The 15,256-nt window shown below is 58.8% G+C and carries 16 protein-coding genes; 2 read left to right on the top strand and 14 right to left on the bottom strand.

What is annotated here, in order from left to right:
* The 13 genes from IT585_13155 to IT585_13095 all read right to left on the bottom strand — a co-directional run.
* Positions 1-715 (bottom strand): Gfo/Idh/MocA family oxidoreductase (locus IT585_13155; protein ID MCC6964194.1); only part of this gene is annotated, 715 nt, incomplete at its 3' end.
* A gap of 21 nt (positions 716-736) precedes the next feature.
* Entirely contained in the window at positions 737-1,972 is a 1,236-nt protein-coding gene (rodA, locus tag IT585_13150) for a rod shape-determining protein RodA (GenBank protein MCC6964193.1), read from the bottom strand.
* The gene (mrdA, locus tag IT585_13145; GenBank protein ID MCC6964192.1) at positions 1,935-3,776 is read right to left on the bottom strand and encodes a penicillin-binding protein 2; all 1,842 of its coding nucleotides are present in this window, start codon (positions 3,774-3,776) and stop codon (positions 1,935-1,937) included. Before mrdA ends, rodA begins: the two co-directional genes overlap by 38 nt.
* Complete coding sequence (gene mreD, locus IT585_13140) at positions 3,769-4,272, bottom strand: rod shape-determining protein MreD (protein ID MCC6964191.1); 504 nt, start codon at positions 4,270-4,272, stop codon at positions 3,769-3,771. Before mreD ends, mrdA begins: the two co-directional genes overlap by 8 nt.
* A complete protein-coding gene (gene mreC / locus IT585_13135) occupies positions 4,262-5,059 on the bottom strand; it encodes a rod shape-determining protein MreC (GenBank protein ID MCC6964190.1) in 798 nt (265 codons plus the stop codon). The genes mreD and mreC overlap by 11 nt, the downstream gene beginning before the upstream one ends.
* A 5-nt stretch (positions 5,060-5,064) precedes the next feature.
* Positions 5,065-5,517 (bottom strand): PTS sugar transporter subunit IIA, encoded by a 453-nt coding sequence (locus IT585_13130; GenBank protein ID MCC6964189.1) that lies wholly within the window; start codon positions 5,515-5,517, stop codon positions 5,065-5,067.
* 27 nt (positions 5,518-5,544) lie between these two features.
* A complete protein-coding gene (locus tag IT585_13125; protein MCC6964188.1) occupies positions 5,545-5,736 on the bottom strand; it encodes a Trm112 family protein in 192 nt (63 codons plus the stop codon).
* The gene (locus tag IT585_13120; GenBank protein ID MCC6964187.1) at positions 5,726-6,691 is read right to left on the bottom strand and encodes an acetyl-CoA carboxylase carboxyltransferase subunit alpha; all 966 of its coding nucleotides are present in this window, start codon (positions 6,689-6,691) and stop codon (positions 5,726-5,728) included. The genes IT585_13125 and IT585_13120 overlap by 11 nt, the downstream gene beginning before the upstream one ends.
* Positions 6,692-6,694: 3 nt before the next feature.
* Entirely contained in the window at positions 6,695-7,732 is a 1,038-nt protein-coding gene (locus IT585_13115) for an undecaprenyl/decaprenyl-phosphate alpha-N-acetylglucosaminyl 1-phosphate transferase (protein MCC6964186.1), read from the bottom strand.
* Positions 7,732-8,583 carry a glycosyltransferase family 2 protein gene (locus tag IT585_13110; GenBank protein ID MCC6964185.1) on the bottom strand — a complete coding sequence of 284 codons (852 nt, stop codon included), beginning with the start codon at positions 8,581-8,583 and terminating at the stop codon, positions 7,732-7,734. The genes IT585_13115 and IT585_13110 overlap by 1 nt, the downstream gene beginning before the upstream one ends.
* The gene (locus tag IT585_13105) at positions 8,580-9,323 is read right to left on the bottom strand and encodes a polyprenol monophosphomannose synthase (GenBank protein ID MCC6964184.1); all 744 of its coding nucleotides are present in this window, start codon (positions 9,321-9,323) and stop codon (positions 8,580-8,582) included. Before IT585_13105 ends, IT585_13110 begins: the two co-directional genes overlap by 4 nt.
* Positions 9,320-11,776 (bottom strand): hypothetical protein, encoded by a 2,457-nt coding sequence (locus tag IT585_13100; protein ID MCC6964183.1) that lies wholly within the window; start codon positions 11,774-11,776, stop codon positions 9,320-9,322. Before IT585_13100 ends, IT585_13105 begins: the two co-directional genes overlap by 4 nt.
* Positions 11,777-11,820: 44 nt before the next feature.
* Positions 11,821-12,735, bottom strand: coding sequence for a flippase-like domain-containing protein (locus IT585_13095; protein ID MCC6964182.1), 915 nt, complete (start codon positions 12,733-12,735; stop codon positions 11,821-11,823).
* 154 nt (positions 12,736-12,889) lie between these two features.
* Here IT585_13095 and IT585_13090 point away from each other — a divergent pair, with 154 nt between their 5' ends.
* On the top strand, positions 12,890-13,309 hold the full coding sequence (locus tag IT585_13090; protein ID MCC6964181.1) for a PilZ domain-containing protein: 420 nt from the start codon (positions 12,890-12,892) through the stop codon (positions 13,307-13,309).
* Between the two features lie 15 nt (positions 13,310-13,324).
* Here the strand turns inward: IT585_13090 and IT585_13085 are convergent, their stop codons facing one another.
* On the bottom strand, positions 13,325-13,900 hold the full coding sequence (locus IT585_13085; GenBank protein MCC6964180.1) for an acyloxyacyl hydrolase: 576 nt from the start codon (positions 13,898-13,900) through the stop codon (positions 13,325-13,327).
* A gap of 220 nt (positions 13,901-14,120) precedes the next feature.
* Here IT585_13085 and IT585_13080 point away from each other — a divergent pair.
* Positions 14,121-15,256: hypothetical protein (locus tag IT585_13080; protein ID MCC6964179.1), on the top strand; the 1,136-nt coding region annotated here is incomplete at its 3' end.

Raw genomic sequence — 15,256 nt, 5'->3', positions numbered from 1 at the left:
CGGGCAGGTCGTTCTTGTCGATGGAGAGGAACCAGCGCACGTTGGCGTTCTTGAGCTCGATGAATCCCCCGGCCTTGAACGGGGTGCTGACGTGGACTTCGCTGTGGTCGACATCGCCGAAGAGCCAGATCAGCAGATCGAAGAAGTGGATGCCGATGTTGGTCACCAGGCCGCCGGAACGGTCAACGCGGCCCTTCCAGGAAACCTGATACCAGGCGCCGCGCGAGGTAATGTAGGTTAGTTCGATGTCGCGTTTGCGGCTCGCACCGGCTTGCTGGATCTTGCGGCGTAATTCCAGCAGTGCCGGATGCACGCGCAATTGCAGGATCGTAAACACGCGTTTGCCGGTTTCCTGTTCGATCTCCTCGAGCGCATCGATGTTCCAGGGATTGAGGACGACGGGTTTCTCGCAGATGGCGTGGGCGCCGACCCGCAGGGCAAAACGCACGTGGGCGTCGTGGAGATAATTCGGCGAGCAGATGGTGACGTAGTTGACGCGCCGATCGTCCCCCAGCCGGCGTAGCTTCTCGACATGACGGTCGAAGCGCTCGAACTCGGTGAAGAACTTGCAGTCGTCAAAATAGCCGTCGAGAATCCCGACGGAGTCATTCGGGTCAACAGCGGCGACGAGCAGATTACCGGTTTCCTTGATTGCTTTCAAGTGCCGCGGTGCGATATAGCCGGCGACGCCGGTCATGGCAAAGTTATAGGGCATGATTCGTTTCCAAAAAACTGGCTAGTATTCCATCCAATTGCGTTCAACGTTGGCGATGATACCGAGCAACATCCAGCTCACCAACAGCGACGAGCCGCCGTAACTGACAAAAGGTAATGGCACACCGGCTACAGGCAAAAGCCCGACCACCATGCCGATATTGACGAACATTTGAAAGGCCAAAGCGGCGACCGCCCCAATGGCCACGAGGCCCATGAATTCGCTGCGCGCCTTCATGGCGGTGCGAATGCCGCGCAAGAACAGGAAGGCAAAGAGGCCAAGGATGACGACGGCGCCGAGCATCCCGAATTCCTCGGCACCGACCGAGAAGATGAAATCGGTGTGGCGGAGGGGCAGGTAGTCGAGCTTGTTCTGGCTGCCGGCCATGTAGCCTTTCCCCAGCAGCCCGCCGGATCCAATCGCGACTTTCGACTGAATGATCTGATAGCCGGCGCCGAGGGGGTCCTGGCCGGGATCAAGGAAGATCTTGATGCGCATCTGCTGATAGTCGTGCAGATGGTTCCAGGCGATCGAGCTAAGCGCGCCGACAAGCAGATTCAAGGTGACCAGCAGGATGGTGAAGGTGGGCGATCGGCGCACAATCAGCGTGGCGGCGACAATCAGCAGCGCGAAGAAGATGATCCAGGCCCACATGCTGGAGGAAGCGATCATACTGATGACCGGCGTGTAGAAGAGCAGCAAGTAGCGCGCCGGGAGGCCGGCCCAGAACATCATGGCCGAGAAGACGACGGTGAAGATCACGGCGGAGCCAAGGTCGGGTTGGCGCAAGACCAAGAAGGTGATGAAACCGCACATGGCGCAGGCGGTGATAATCTTGCGCAGGTGCGAGATGGGCCGACGGCTATAACTCAAGTAACGCGCCAGGGCGAAGATGAAGGCAACCTTGGCAACCTCGGAGGGCTGGAAGCTGAAAAACCCGAGATGATACCAGCGTTGCGCGCCGAATTTGCTGGCGCCGAAGAGGATCAACCCGAGCAACAAGACGCAGGCGACCGTATAGTAGACATAGGCAAACGCCTCGTGGAATCGCATCGGCGCTTTGAGGGTAGCCACAAAGACGACGATCCCGAGCAGAAACCAAACGATTTGCTTAACCCAGTCGTCCTGCAGGCGCGGATCCGTGGCGACGTGATTGGCCGAATATACCAGCACGATGGAGATAATCGTCAGCAGGCACGCGGCCACGAACAGCGGTAGATTACCGGAGTTGAAGATGTCCCGGGTAAAGATCTTCAAGGGCGATGAAATCCTCAATGGGGGCCGGCGCCGGCGGCGCCAGCAGCCCGGTTTTCTGGAAATGACGAATAAAGACGTCTCGCACGATCGGGGCGGCAGCGACGGAGCCATGTCCGGCCTGCTCGACAATCACGCAACCACAAATGGTGGGGTTGTCAATCGGCGCGAAGCCACAGAACCAGGCATGTTCGTTGCCGTGGGGGTTTTGCGCAGTGCCGGTTTTGCCGCCCATGGGAATGCCGGGGATGCGCGAGCGGGCAGCGGTACCGGCTCCGCCTTCGACGACCCGGCGACAGCCTTCCACAAGAATGCTCAAGGTCCGCTCGGAGAAGGGCAGTTGGCGCGTCACCACCGGATTGGCGCGCGTGATTTCGCCATTGGGTGACTTGATATAGCGCATCAAATGCGGTTGCATGACTTTGCCGTGATTCGCAACGCCGGCATAGAACTGTGTCAGCGAAAGCGGAGTTACCAGCAATTCGCCCTGGCCGATCCCGAGATTCAGCAACACGGCTTTGGTCCAGCCATATTTGCCGTAGGCTTTGTTGTACCAGTCTTCGTCGGGGACATGACCGGCTTTCTCGTTAGGGACATCGATGCCGGTGACGACATCAAAACCGCACTTGCGGGCGTAATCGGTCCAATTGTCGAGGCCGAGTTTGAGGCCGACCTGGTAGAAATAGGTGTCGCAGGAGACCTCGATCGCGCCGATGACATCCTGACTGCCGTGGCCGGATTTCTTGTGGCAGCGGAAGAAGCGATTCCCGAATTGATAGCCGCCATAACACGGTTTGAAGTGGGTATTGACGTCGATCAGGCCGAGTTCGAGCGCGGCACCGGCGGTCAGCAATTTTGCAGTCGAGCCCGGCGGATAGAGGCCGCGGATGGTGCGGTCGAGCAGCGGCCGGCGTTCGTCGCTGGCGAGCCGCTGATAGTCATCGCGCGGAACAAAGCCAGAAAAGAGGTTGGCATCATAGTCGGGCTTGGAAGTCATCGCCAGCACTTCCCCGGTCCGGGGATCCATAAAGACTGCGGCGCCGGCGAGCGAGTCACCGAACAGCGAGTCGCACAACATCTGTAGATCAAGATCCAGTGACAGCCCCAGTTCGCTGCCGGGGACCGGGTCTTTGTTCGGTTTCGACTCGAGGGAGCCGAGGATGCGACCCGAGGCAGTGACCTCCAGATAGTCGACGCCGTCGATACCCCGGAGGGGCTGATCATAGGTACGCTCGACCCCGGCGCGACCGATCATGGAGCCGATGCGATACTGCGATTGAGTTTCGCGTTCGTCGACTTCACCGGTGTAGCCGATCAGGTGCGATGCCACATTGCCAAACGGGTAGGTCCGGGCATGATCGAGTTGATACATGACGCCGGGAAACAACTCGTTGGATTCTTCAATGACGCAGACCGAGGCAAACGCGAGATCGCGCCGGATTGCCACCGGCTCGTGCTTGCGCGAGCGACGGTCCTTGATCTTCTTCTCAATACCGGCCTCGTCCATATCGATCAGGGGCGCCAATTCCTCGGAGAGTCGTTGCAGGTGCCGCACTTCGGTCGGGATCACCGAAACTGTATAGGCGGGACGGTCCTGCGCCAGGGCGCGGCCTTCACGATCGACAATTTTACCCCGCATGGCGGTCCGCGGGACGAGGCGGATCCGGTTTTCCTCGGACATCTGCAGATAGTATTGGTAGTCGATGACCTGCAGTTGTACGATCTTGGCTGCCAGCGCCAGCAGCACGAGAGCGGCGATGCCGATCATGATGCGGCCGCGCGTAGTTTTTGAGACCTGATCAATCAAGTCGGCGTCTCCGGATATCCAGCCGGATATCGAGATCGAGAATGTAGAACACAACAAATCCGACGACGGCGGTGTAGGCCAACGTCGGCAGCGAACTTTCCCAGTAGACTTGCGTCGCGGCGCCGAAATCGAAGCCGCCGGCGATCAGTTGATAGCCGAGCTGGAAGACGACTTCCGCGCCGATCAGTACATATAATCGGCTATACCACGGTTCCAGATTAAGGTGTTGGCGCAGTTCATAGATGACGGCGGCCAGGCCGAAGCGCACGAAGGCGCCGTAGCCAAAGAATTCCGGTGTCAGCGCGTCGGCAATCAAGGCGATGATCAGGGCGATCGGATAGGCGGTATCAAATTCCTCGCGTAAGACGACGATTAGGATGATGATCATCGTGAAATCGGGGGCAATGCCGTGAATCGCCATAATGTTGGCCAGCAGCGTCTGGCAGAAGGCAGTCAAATAGGCATAGACCAGAAAGATGAGCAGTCTAATTGCCATCAGTCGCCTCCAGCGGTTCCATCACCATCACGACGTCGAGCGCATCGAAATCGACGAACGGCGCGACGCGAATTTGTTTGAAAAAGGCTGAAGTCGGCGCTTCGATACTATCAACGACGCCGATCGCGAGTCCCTCGGGAAAGACACCGCCCAAACCGGAGGAGATCAGGGTATCGCCCTGCTCGACATCGGCATCCAACGAGACATCATCGAAATAGAGTCCGCGTCCGGAATGCCACTTGACGATCCCGAGCGTTTGCGACCGGGTATTGCGGGCCGCGACCCGGCAGTTCGGGCCGATCATCAGGGAAACGGTGGCGACGTTTCCGGTGCTGGAAGAGGTCTTGCCGACAATGCCGCGCTCGTCGACTACGGCGCGGAAGCGGTTGATTTGGACATTGGCCTTGATGATGGCAGTCGACAGGCGGCGACCCTGTTCGTAGGCCACGACATCGGCGGGAATGATGCGATAGCCGTCGCGCGGGAGGACCTCCAGCATCTTCTTGAAGCGCTCCATTTCGATGACGTCGTTTTGTAGTTGACGCTGCTCGAACTGGAGCCGGACGATTTCCCGCTGCAGCGCTTCGTTGTCTTCATAGACGCGATGGAGCGACGACACCTGGTTGGAGATGCCGAGAAAAGGGGAATAGAAAACGGTTTGCAGGAGACCGGCGACGAAATTGCGCTCACCGGTAAGCATCACCGACAGCAAGAGGGGAATGACCAGGCCGGAGACGGTCAGCAGCAGTTTGCGATTGCGATAGAGACGACCGGAGGTCCATTTCATCGAAGCTATTCAATAGAATCGAGAATCTGCAATAGTTCCCCGGGACTTTTGACGGTCATCAGCTTCTCCCGATTCTTCTCGGATTTCATCAGGTACGACAGGTGCGCCATCACCTTCAGATGAGCGCCGATAGCATCTTCGGGGGCGGCGATGAGAAAGAAAAGGTGCACCGGCTGGCGGTCCATGGCTTCAAAGTCGACGCCCGGATCGGAGCGCCCGAAGGCGATGACGATGCCCTTGGTCGCTTTAGTCTTGGCGTGCGGGAAGGCGACGCCGTAGCCGACGCCGGTCGTGACGAGGTTCTCGCGCGTGATAATATCCTTGAGCAGCAGATTCTTATCCTTCACCAATTTCGACTTAGCCGCCATCTCGACCAGTTCTTCGATAACGCCGCTCTTGGCGCGGGCCTGCAAGTCGAATGAAATCAATTGCTCTTCACAGAATTTCGATAGCTTCATCGAGTACCAACTCCTTACAGAAATTCCTCAGAACGCCGCGGCGGCTTCAAGCAGGAGAATCGGGATTCCCTGGTTGAGCGGATAACGCAGCCGACAGGCGCCGCAGTCAAGTGTATGCATTGCGGCGTTCAGAGTCAACGACCCTTTACATTTCGGACAAGCCAGGATGTGGAGGAGGTCGGCGTCGAAGTGGGGCGCCGGGCCGGAATCAGACTTCATCGTAGATTCCAATAACCCGGAATTTTTCCAGACGCCGCGCCAGCAGCTCCTGAGTGCTCAGCGATTTCAGTTCCGCCAGGCACGACAGCAGTTCGGCCTTGACGATTTGTGCCGCCAATTGATGATTGCGGTGGGCGCCGCCGGTCGGTTCGGGCAGGATCTTGTCGATAACCTTGATCTGCATGAGATCGGCGGCTGTCAGCCGCAGGGCTTCGGCGGCATCGGGCGCCTTGGTTTGATCGCGCCAGAGAATCGCCGCACAGCCTTCGGGCGAAATCACCGAATACCAGGAGTTTTCCAGCATCAGGATCCGATCGCCGATCCCGATGCCAAGCGCACCGCCGGAAGCGCCTTCGCCGATGATGGCGATGATGATCGGGACTTCGAGGCGGAACATTTCGAGGATATTGCGGGCAATGGCTTCGGCCTGGCCGCGCTCCTCGGCTTCGACGCCGGGGAAGGCGCCGGGGGTGTCGATGAAGATGATGATCGGGCGTCCGAAGCGGGCGGCGGTCTTCATCAGGCGCAAGGCCTTGCGGTAGCCCTCGGGATGCATCATCCCGAAGTTGCGTTCGAGCTTCTGCTTGGTGTCGCGGCCCTTTTGCTGGCCGACGATCAGGACTTTCTCGTTATCGAGTTTGGCGAAGCCGCAGACCACGGCTTTGTCGTCGGCATAGCCGCGATCGCCGTGGAGTTCGACCCAATCAGTAAAGATCAGCTGGATGTAATCCAGGGAGTACGGGCGCTTGGGATGGCGCGCCAATTGCACCCGTTGCCAGCGGGTCAGCTTGGAGAAGATCTCGGTCTGAAGCTTCTCCAGTTTCCGTTCCAAGGCGACGATCTCGGAGCTCAACTCCAGACCGCCGTCGGAGGAGAATTCCTTCATCTCCCGGATCTTTTTTTCCAGCTCGACTATCGGCTTCTCAAATTCCAAATAAAACCCGCCCGCAGCCACTATTTACCGCTCCTCCTTCCTGGACAGAAGCAGAAACCAGCCAGCAACGATGAGCATGAATAGCACCAATATAGAGAATACAATACGCCGGTCAAACAGAAAAAGTGTAAACACGAAAACCTGCAAAATCGCCGCCAGGCTCCAAAACGCGTAGACCGTTGCCTGCGGGCTCAAACCCCGCCGCTGCAACATGTGAAATAAGTGTCCCATATCCCCGCGCATGATCGACCGTCCCGTAACCAGGCGGCGGGTGAAACTGATTGCCAGTTCGATTAACGGCACACCCAGCGCCAGTAACGGTACGAACATGGCGACAACGGTGTAGCTCTTAATCGGGCAGTAAATCGCGGCGACGGCAAAGATGAAGCCGAGCGACTGGCTGCCGGAATCACCCATGAAGACGACGGCCCTGGGAAAGTTATACCGCAGAAATGCCAGCGTGACGGCAATGGTGATGATGCTGATCATTACGACAACGGGGATGTTCAGGACGAGCGCGGTATAGAGCAGACCAACCGCCGCGATCACCGCGAGGCCACCGGCCAAGCCGTTGAGACCGTCGATCACATTGAGTGCATTGATGATAATCACCACCCAGAGAATCGTCGCAACCAGCGCCAGCGGCCACGCCAAGGGGTACGAACCGACGAAGGGCACGTAGATGGTATCGATCTGCATGTGGCCGGCGAAAAGAATGACTGCAGCCGTAAGCTGAATCAGCAATTTGTAGCGCGCCTTGAGATCGGCAAAGTCATCCAGCACGCCACCGACGAAGACAAGTAGATGCGCAAAAAAAACGGGAACCAACCGCGAGCCGAACTCGACGCGCAGTTCGGGCGCGACGGCCAGACAGGATCCCAGTGCCGTCCAGAACCCGATAAAGATCCCCCAACCGCCAACGAACGGCGTCGGCTGCCGATGGCGCTTCCGGCCGCGTGGCCGGTCGAGCCAACCGCGCGCGACGGCCAGATTCTCAAAGAGCGCGGTCAGAAAGTAGTTCACGATCGCGGCGAGCAGCGCGGCGAGCAGGATGGCGCGCATCAAGGACGCGCTCCCGGCAGCAATTGGCGCAGCCAGACCAGCAGCAAATTGACACCAAGCTGCAAAGCTAACCAGCGATTGCGCCACTTCTGGTCGGGGTAATGCTTGGTGAAATATCGATAGACGGAGCAATGGTGATGGTACTTCATGAGGAAGCGATGCTGGCGCGTGGACGCACCCCAGGTGTGGGTGACATCGAGATCGCCGAGGTACCAGCACTCGCGGCCGCCATCGTGGAAGCGGCGGCACAGGTCGGTGTCTTCGACATACATGAAGAAGCGCTCGTCAAAGCCGCCAATCTGTTCGAAGTCGGCACGGCGAACGAGCATAAAGGTGGCGGCCATCGCTTCGACCGGCTTGCGCGATTGGTCGGCTTCGATGGTGTATTCTCCGCCGCTGCGAAAGAAGGCGCCGCGTGAGTTGCGGATGTTGTCATGAGTTGGAAAGCGGCGCAGGCTCGAGTGAACGGCACCGCGCTCATCGATAAGACGCGGGGAGCAGGCGGCGCAACCCGAGTGGGCAGACATGAAGGCCGCCAACTTGGGGATGACGTTCGAATCGAGGCGGCAATCGGAATTAGCGAAAAGCAGCAGTTCCTGGTTGCAGGTGCGGGCGGCAAGATTCACCGCGGCGCCAAAACCGACGTTGACAGGCGATTCGATCAACCGAATAAAAGTGCTGCCAGCGGAAGCCAGGTACCTGCCATCGGGACGGCAGCCGTTGTTGACGACGACAACTTCGTAATCGATCTGGCGCGAGTGCTGTTTGATCGAGTCGATCAGGCGTTGGACGAGCGCAGGAGTATTGTAGTTGACGACAATAGCGGCCAATGTCGGCGCGACATCGCTCATTTTTTCAGGCCGAGTAACCGCGCGAGACGGAATGGAATCGACTTGAGGCCGAGGTAAAGTACCATGAAGACGGCCTCATAGATGATCTTCTTGGAGAACTTCGAATGCCCCGCCTCGCGCTCGACGAAGATGATCGGAAATTCGCGGATCACAAAGCCTTTCAACCAGGCGCGATAGCTGACTTCGATCTGGAAGGAGTAGCCATTGGAGCGAATGGCATCCAGATCAAGCGACTCGAGTACGGCCCGGCGGAAGCATTTGAAGCCGCCGGTGGCATCGCGCACCGGCAAACCGGTGACGACACGCGAATAAAGATTGGCGAAGTAGGAGATCGCCCAGCGGGTTTTCGGCCAGTTCTCGACCCCGCCGCCCTTGATGTAGCGCGATCCCAAAGAGAGGTCGCAGGACTGAATGTTCTTCAGGTGGTCGGCGAGATACTTGGGCTGGTGCGAGAAGTCGGCGTCCATTTCGAGGATGTAGTCATACTTGTGCTCGATGCCGTAATGGAAGCCGGCGATGTAAGCACGTCCGAGTCCTTGTTTGCCGGGACGGTGGAGCACCTTGACGCGCGGATTGGCGGCCGCGAGGCGGTCGGCGATCTGACCGGTGCCGTCGGGCGAGTTGTCATCGATGATCAGGACTTCAATGCGGGGATCGACGGCGACGATCTGCCCGGTGATCTTTTCGACGTTGTCCTTCTCGTTGTAGGTCGGCAGCAGTACCAGGGCCTTTTCGGTCAAGCGGTCGGTCCTCGTTGTTGGCGTTCGACAAAGTAGCAGGCGGCCAATCCGCCCAAGGACAGCAGCGTGGTCAGAATCGTGATCCACTTGCCGTGTTCATAGCGCGGCCAGTCGTAATAAATCTCCACATCGTGGGTACCAGCGTCGAGCGCGACGGCCCGGAACGTATGATTGGCCAGGAGCACTTTTTTCTCGACGCCATCAACTTTCGCTTTCCAGGCCGGGAAGTGGTTTTCGGAGATGAACAGCAGTCCCGGTGAATTCAGCGTCGCGCGGTAGCGCTGGCGCTCCTGTGCGTGTTCGAGGATTTCAACCGTCTCGGCTGGGCTGAGCGGAGACAAGGCCGGCTTGATCTCAGGTTCTTCGTAGAGGATCAACTCGTCGCGGAAAGAGAAGTCATCGGCAAACAGCGTCTGCAGATCGCTTTGGTCCTGCGAGCCGAGGCGGTAGCTATGGTAGATGCTGGCGCGCGGAAGCACGTCGGGCAATTGATAGACCACAACTTCCTGATCGTAGACTTTGGCGACGCCACCGGTCGGCGGGAGCGCAACGCCGCGGTCGAGGATGACATACTTGGTGTTGGTCATCTGCAGTGGCCGGAGACGCAGTCCGTCGCTGGTCAGGAGATTGGTGTAGGTCAAGCCGCCGATGAACTCGTCAAAGGTCTTCAATTGCGCGCCGTGGTAGCCGGTCAGCTGCTCGATGCCTTTCATCGCAAGATAGTTCTTGGCGCTGAAGGAGCGCTGGGTCAGATCGAAGACGCGATAGGGACCGCGGTCGGCACGCAGAGACTGCAGCACCGGGTAGTCGCGGAAGTAAGCGTTATAGTCGGCGGTTGAGACAAAGCGAAAGTCGACGCGCCAGAGGTCAATCAACGAGAGGAAGATGAGCCCGACCAACGCGATTCGACCAAGTTGACCGCGCGTGTAGCCGCGGATGAGATAAACTGCCAGCCAGGTGAGGATCGCAATCACCCAGAGGCTGAATTTGATCGCGCCCAGACCGGCGAGCAAGGCACTGCGATTGTCATCCGTGATGCCGGAATAGAAGATGGAAGTGTACAGCGACATCATCGATTCGCCGGCAATCGTAAAGAGCAGAGCTTTGGCAGTCAGCAGTCCGGCGACGATCAACAACCATTGATTGAGGCGGTCGGTGGTGCGGCTCTTCTTGTCGGCACGCAGACGTTGGAACGCATCGATGCCGTAAGCGGCGAGCATCACGAACGCGAAGGAGAAGAGGAACATGATCATCGACGGCGCGCGCATTTTCTTGACGTTGGGAATCAACTCGTAGAAGACGCGGAAAAGCGGCGTGGTGTCGCCGAGAGCATAGATCAAAGCGAACGCGCCCAGGCCGAGGAGGAACCACGTGCGCCGGTCGCGCCAGAGGACGATGCCGAGGACGCCGAGGAACACCGAGAGATAGCCGGCGTACTCAGTGTTATCCTTAAATGGATTCCGGCCCCAATAGGCGGCGGGAGATTTGCCGTCGTCCACTCCCTGGAAGAGCGGGACGATCTGGCCGGCGGCCTCTTCGAGGTGCATCGACCAGGAGATTGCCCAGTCATAGCCACTGCGCCCTTCGGCGCCCTCCCCCGCGCGCGGGGAGAATTCGTTGATGTACTTGTAGCTGGGCAACATTTGAATCGCCGAACCGCAGAGCCCGATCACGACGGCCAGGACGAACAGACAGCCGGCGATTCCGGTTTTGACCACGCCCTGCTTGTCGATCAGCATCCAGATGACGCGGTAGAGGGCGTAGAAGCCGAGGCCCCAGAGGCTGAAATATGCCATCTGCGGGTGCGGAGTCAGGATGATCAGCGCGATCACGATGCCGAGCCAGAGGAAATGCCAGAGGCGGCGGGTGTCGAATCCGCGGTGAAGCTGGTCAAATGCCAGCGGGAAGAGCGCGGTGACGTACATCTTGCCGTCGTGCCCCGGCGCGACCAGCGACACGAGGTAGCCGGAGAACATATAGGAGACACCGGCGAAGGCAGCGGCCAGCTTGGATAGGCCGAAGCCGCGCGCACACTTGTAGGCGAAGAGCCCCGACAAATAGACGTGCAGGATCATACCGAAGCCGAACGCCTTGTGGACCGGCATGATCGCCTTCAGGAAGAACGTCGGGAGGTAGAAAATATCGCCATGGAAGGCATCGACGGTCGGGAGGCCGCAAAAGATGCCCATATTCCAGAGGGCCGGATGGAGCGGCAGCAACTGACCGCGAAGGCTGTTCGTGATGAAATCGCGCCAGAAGAATCCGGTCTGGATCGTATCGGAACTGAACAGAATGGTCGAGCCGGACGAGAAGATGAATTTGGCAAACAGGATGATCGTGAAGAGCAGAGTGGCGCCGGCGTAGTACCAGTGGAAATGGGGGTTGTCTTCGAGACCGCGGACGAAGTCGCTGCGCGTCTCGGTGCGCTCCCCGGAAGTTTTGCGTTTAACCATTCATTCCTTTGCGCGCCGCTTGGTCCGGAGACCGCCGGCAGGTTTTATTTGACGCGCCACGCCAGCAACGTACAGACCACTTCACCGAACATCGACCACAGCCGGGCGCCGATGACGGCGATACCGGCGCGCTCGGCGCCGATGATCGGGGCCAGCATGATAATCAGCGCCGCTTCCCGCGCGCCAATTCCGGCCGGCAGGACGATTGCCCAGTAGCCGACCAGGTACGCCAGAGTCCAGGCGCCGATGATCTCGATCACGCTGAACGAATACCCCGGAAGGATCGACAGCAGAAAGAGATAGAAGCTGACGCCGTACAAATTCCAGGTGACAAAATAAAAGAACAGCACCGCCAATCCCATCTTTTTTTCGAGCCGAAACTCCACCGGTGTCTGCCGCAACAGGCGCACGGCGAAGTTGATGCAGGCACGAAACCAGCGCGGCTGGAGGAAGACGACCAGGAAAGCGACCATTGCGATGCCGCCGATCCACGCCCAGGCAACGTAGTCCTGGTATTTCTGCGACGTCTCCAGCATGAAGAGGTAGACCACGACGATCAGCAGTCCCGGCGGCGTGGCGAAGAGCTGACTGAGGATGAAGGAGACGGTTGCCTCCTCCTTGGTAATGCCCTCTTTCGCGGCCAGGTAGATCATCCCGAAGAGCTGCCAGATTCGTCCTGGCAAGTATCGCCCCAATTGTGCGAGATAGGCAATTTTAAAGGCTTTGCGATAGCTAATCTGCTTGCCGAAGAAGGTCATCAGCGTTGACCAGATCGCCGACTGCGCGAACAGAACCACCTGCATGAGCAAGAGTGAAGCTGCCAGCCACCAGTAGTTGATTTTCCATTCGGCGGGGTTGAACCGGCGGAAGGAGTCGGTGAAGACCGGCGCCATGAAATAGATCAGAATAATGATGAAGAGGGCTTGCAGGATGTGGCGGACGAGTTTGCTTTTCAACATAGAGTCAAGAGCCGGTGAGTTATACGCATGTTCTCGAGCTTTGTCAAGGAAGGATGGGGTGTTGGAAGAGGCTAAAGCCACCCCCGCCCGGTGTCGATCTATGATTTAGAATCCACTACGTTCAAGGCTACGCTGATAACAGGGATTACAGACGATGCACGAACGTCGCGCCATACCGCGCCGCAAGGCCGAAGGCGAGTTGCTCATCTACGACGAGCTTATTGACCATCCACTCGGTTTGGTCAGCGACATGACGGCCACAGGTTGCCGGCTCAAGGCGACCTTTCCGGTCAAAGTGGGAAAGCTTGTCCAGTGCAAGCTGGTTCTGCCGGAGCCAATCTTCGGAATTCCTGATATCAGCTTCCTGGCGCAGATCATGTGGTGCGAAGAGAGCAATACCCCGGACGAGTTTGAGCTGGGACTGGAGTTTCAGTCGCTCACCTCGCGCGAGCGCATGGTGTTGTCACTGCTGATCGTGCCCTGGGATGAGCCGACCCCTCCCTTGGCGCCGCCGGCCGCCGCGTCGGAAGACAAGGTCGAGATGGTCTTCGAGGAACGCAAAATCAACGATTGACCGCTTCCCTGCCGCTTAGAATCTCACTCCAATTCTGACAATGTGAAAGTTGATCCCGGCATTCGGGCGCTTGATGCTGGCGTTCGACAAATGCTGGAACTGGTAGCAGAGATCGACTGCCCGCTGCTTGCCGAATTGACAACCGACGCCGAGATGATCGCCGAATTGGAAGTTCGTCGAGAAGACGCGATTGCGCATAGCGATGTCACTGATGTAGTGAAAGCCGACCGCGCCCTCAAGATACGGAAACACGGCGCCGGTCACCGGCCGTGCCAGTCCGAGCCGCAGAATCGGCGTCAGCGAACAATCGACGATGTCGCGATCGCCGCGCCACAAGCCGGCCGAGAGCTGCCAGCGCGTTTGAAAGTCGAGACACTCGGAGCGGCTTGAGAGTTGTGACCATTGCCACTGCAGGCCGGCGCGCGCCAGCCAGGTATTGTCGACACCGGCGCCGTAACCCGCCTCCACTGTCGCCAGAGCAAATGGCAGTCCGGCGCCGTGGAGCGTCGCCGCTCCGGGGAGAAACTGCACCAGCGCAACAGCGACCAGCGTCGTCACCGACAGGCGTAAGCGACGAAACCATATTGACATAACCACACCATGAGTCTATGTTGTCGGCTGAGTTCGATCAAGTGAAGAATGGGTTGGTCAGGGCCGCGAGCTGCCGGTATGCCCCCCAGATCGGCTTCGGCAGGCGCTGTGACGCCAGCGTCGCCGCGTCGGACCTCCCAGAATTTCTTCCCGGCCGCAATTACTCAGAAGCGGCCGACAACCGACAATCTTAGTAGACTATGCTTATGGAGGAATCCCGATGCCGATAGCTCACGGTCTGATGCGACACCTGGCGCCGCTGTTGACAATACTGGCGGTGCTGCATGCGACAGCCTCCTCAGCGCCGCATACCGGAAACAGTAGTGCTGCAGTTCGCCCGTTGACGGTACAGGAACAGCGCTCGGGAGAGACCTTCGTCCGCGCCCGGCTCGAGCTGTCGGCCTATTACGACTTGCGCTTGGGTGAGCGTCAACGGCGAATCGAGTTGCCGATCGGGCGCGCCGAGTCCATCGGACTAGAGTTGGAGCGATTCAACGTAGCTGCCGCCGACGCGAAATTCGTAATCGGTACCGCCGGCGGTGACGTCGCGACGGAGCGGCCCGATGTGGTGGCGTTCCGCGGTTCGGTTAACGGCGATCCTTCATCACACGCCTATTTTGCCATTTCGGCGGCGGGCATGGCGTCCGGGTACATTCGGACGTCAGACGGACGAAGCTATTTTATCTCGCAGGCGCCGCAGGAAGCGGCCAAGGGTTTTGGCGGCGAGATCATCATCCAGGAAGCGCAGAGCGGATTTGACTTGCCGGACGGTGTCGAGTTCTGCGGCGTCGTGCCTCCGGCTGATTTTGTGCCGACGGTGCCACAGCATAAGGTGCGCGCGATGGCCGGCGGTAAATGGCTGGCCTATGTTGCGATTGATTCAGACCAGGAGTACTACAACATCTTCGGGAGCGTTGCCGCAGCGCAGGGGTATGTGCTGCTGGTGCTCGGGGCGGTCAGCGATATTTATCAACGCGACTTTGATACGAAGCTGTTGGTCAAGTACGTCCGCATCTGGCCGACCGGCGGTGAACCGTTCGAAGCCGATAATATCGGTGGCTTCCGTTTCCACTGGGAGACTAGTGAGGACCCCAGCCCTTACAACTATGTGCATCTTTTCAGTGGCCGCCGCGATCTCTCTTACGGCGGCGTCGCGTATGTCGGCGGCACCTGTTCCGGGCTGGCAACCTACGGCATTTCCGGGTTCCTCAACGGCAGCTTCCCGAGCCCGGTGGTGGGGCCGAATATCTCCAATTGGGATGTAATCGTGGTCGCGCACGAAATGGGGCACAACTCCGGGACGTTTCACACGCATGACGGCTACACGCCGACGATCGACGACTGCGGAAACGGTGT

Source organism: Candidatus Zixiibacteriota bacterium (genome assembly GCA_020853795.1).
GTDB lineage: Bacteria > Zixibacteria > MSB-5A5 > CAIYYT01 > CAIYYT01 > JADJGC01.
Note: the sequence above shows the minus strand (reverse complement) of the source record. Positions and strands in the feature narration are given on the sequence as shown.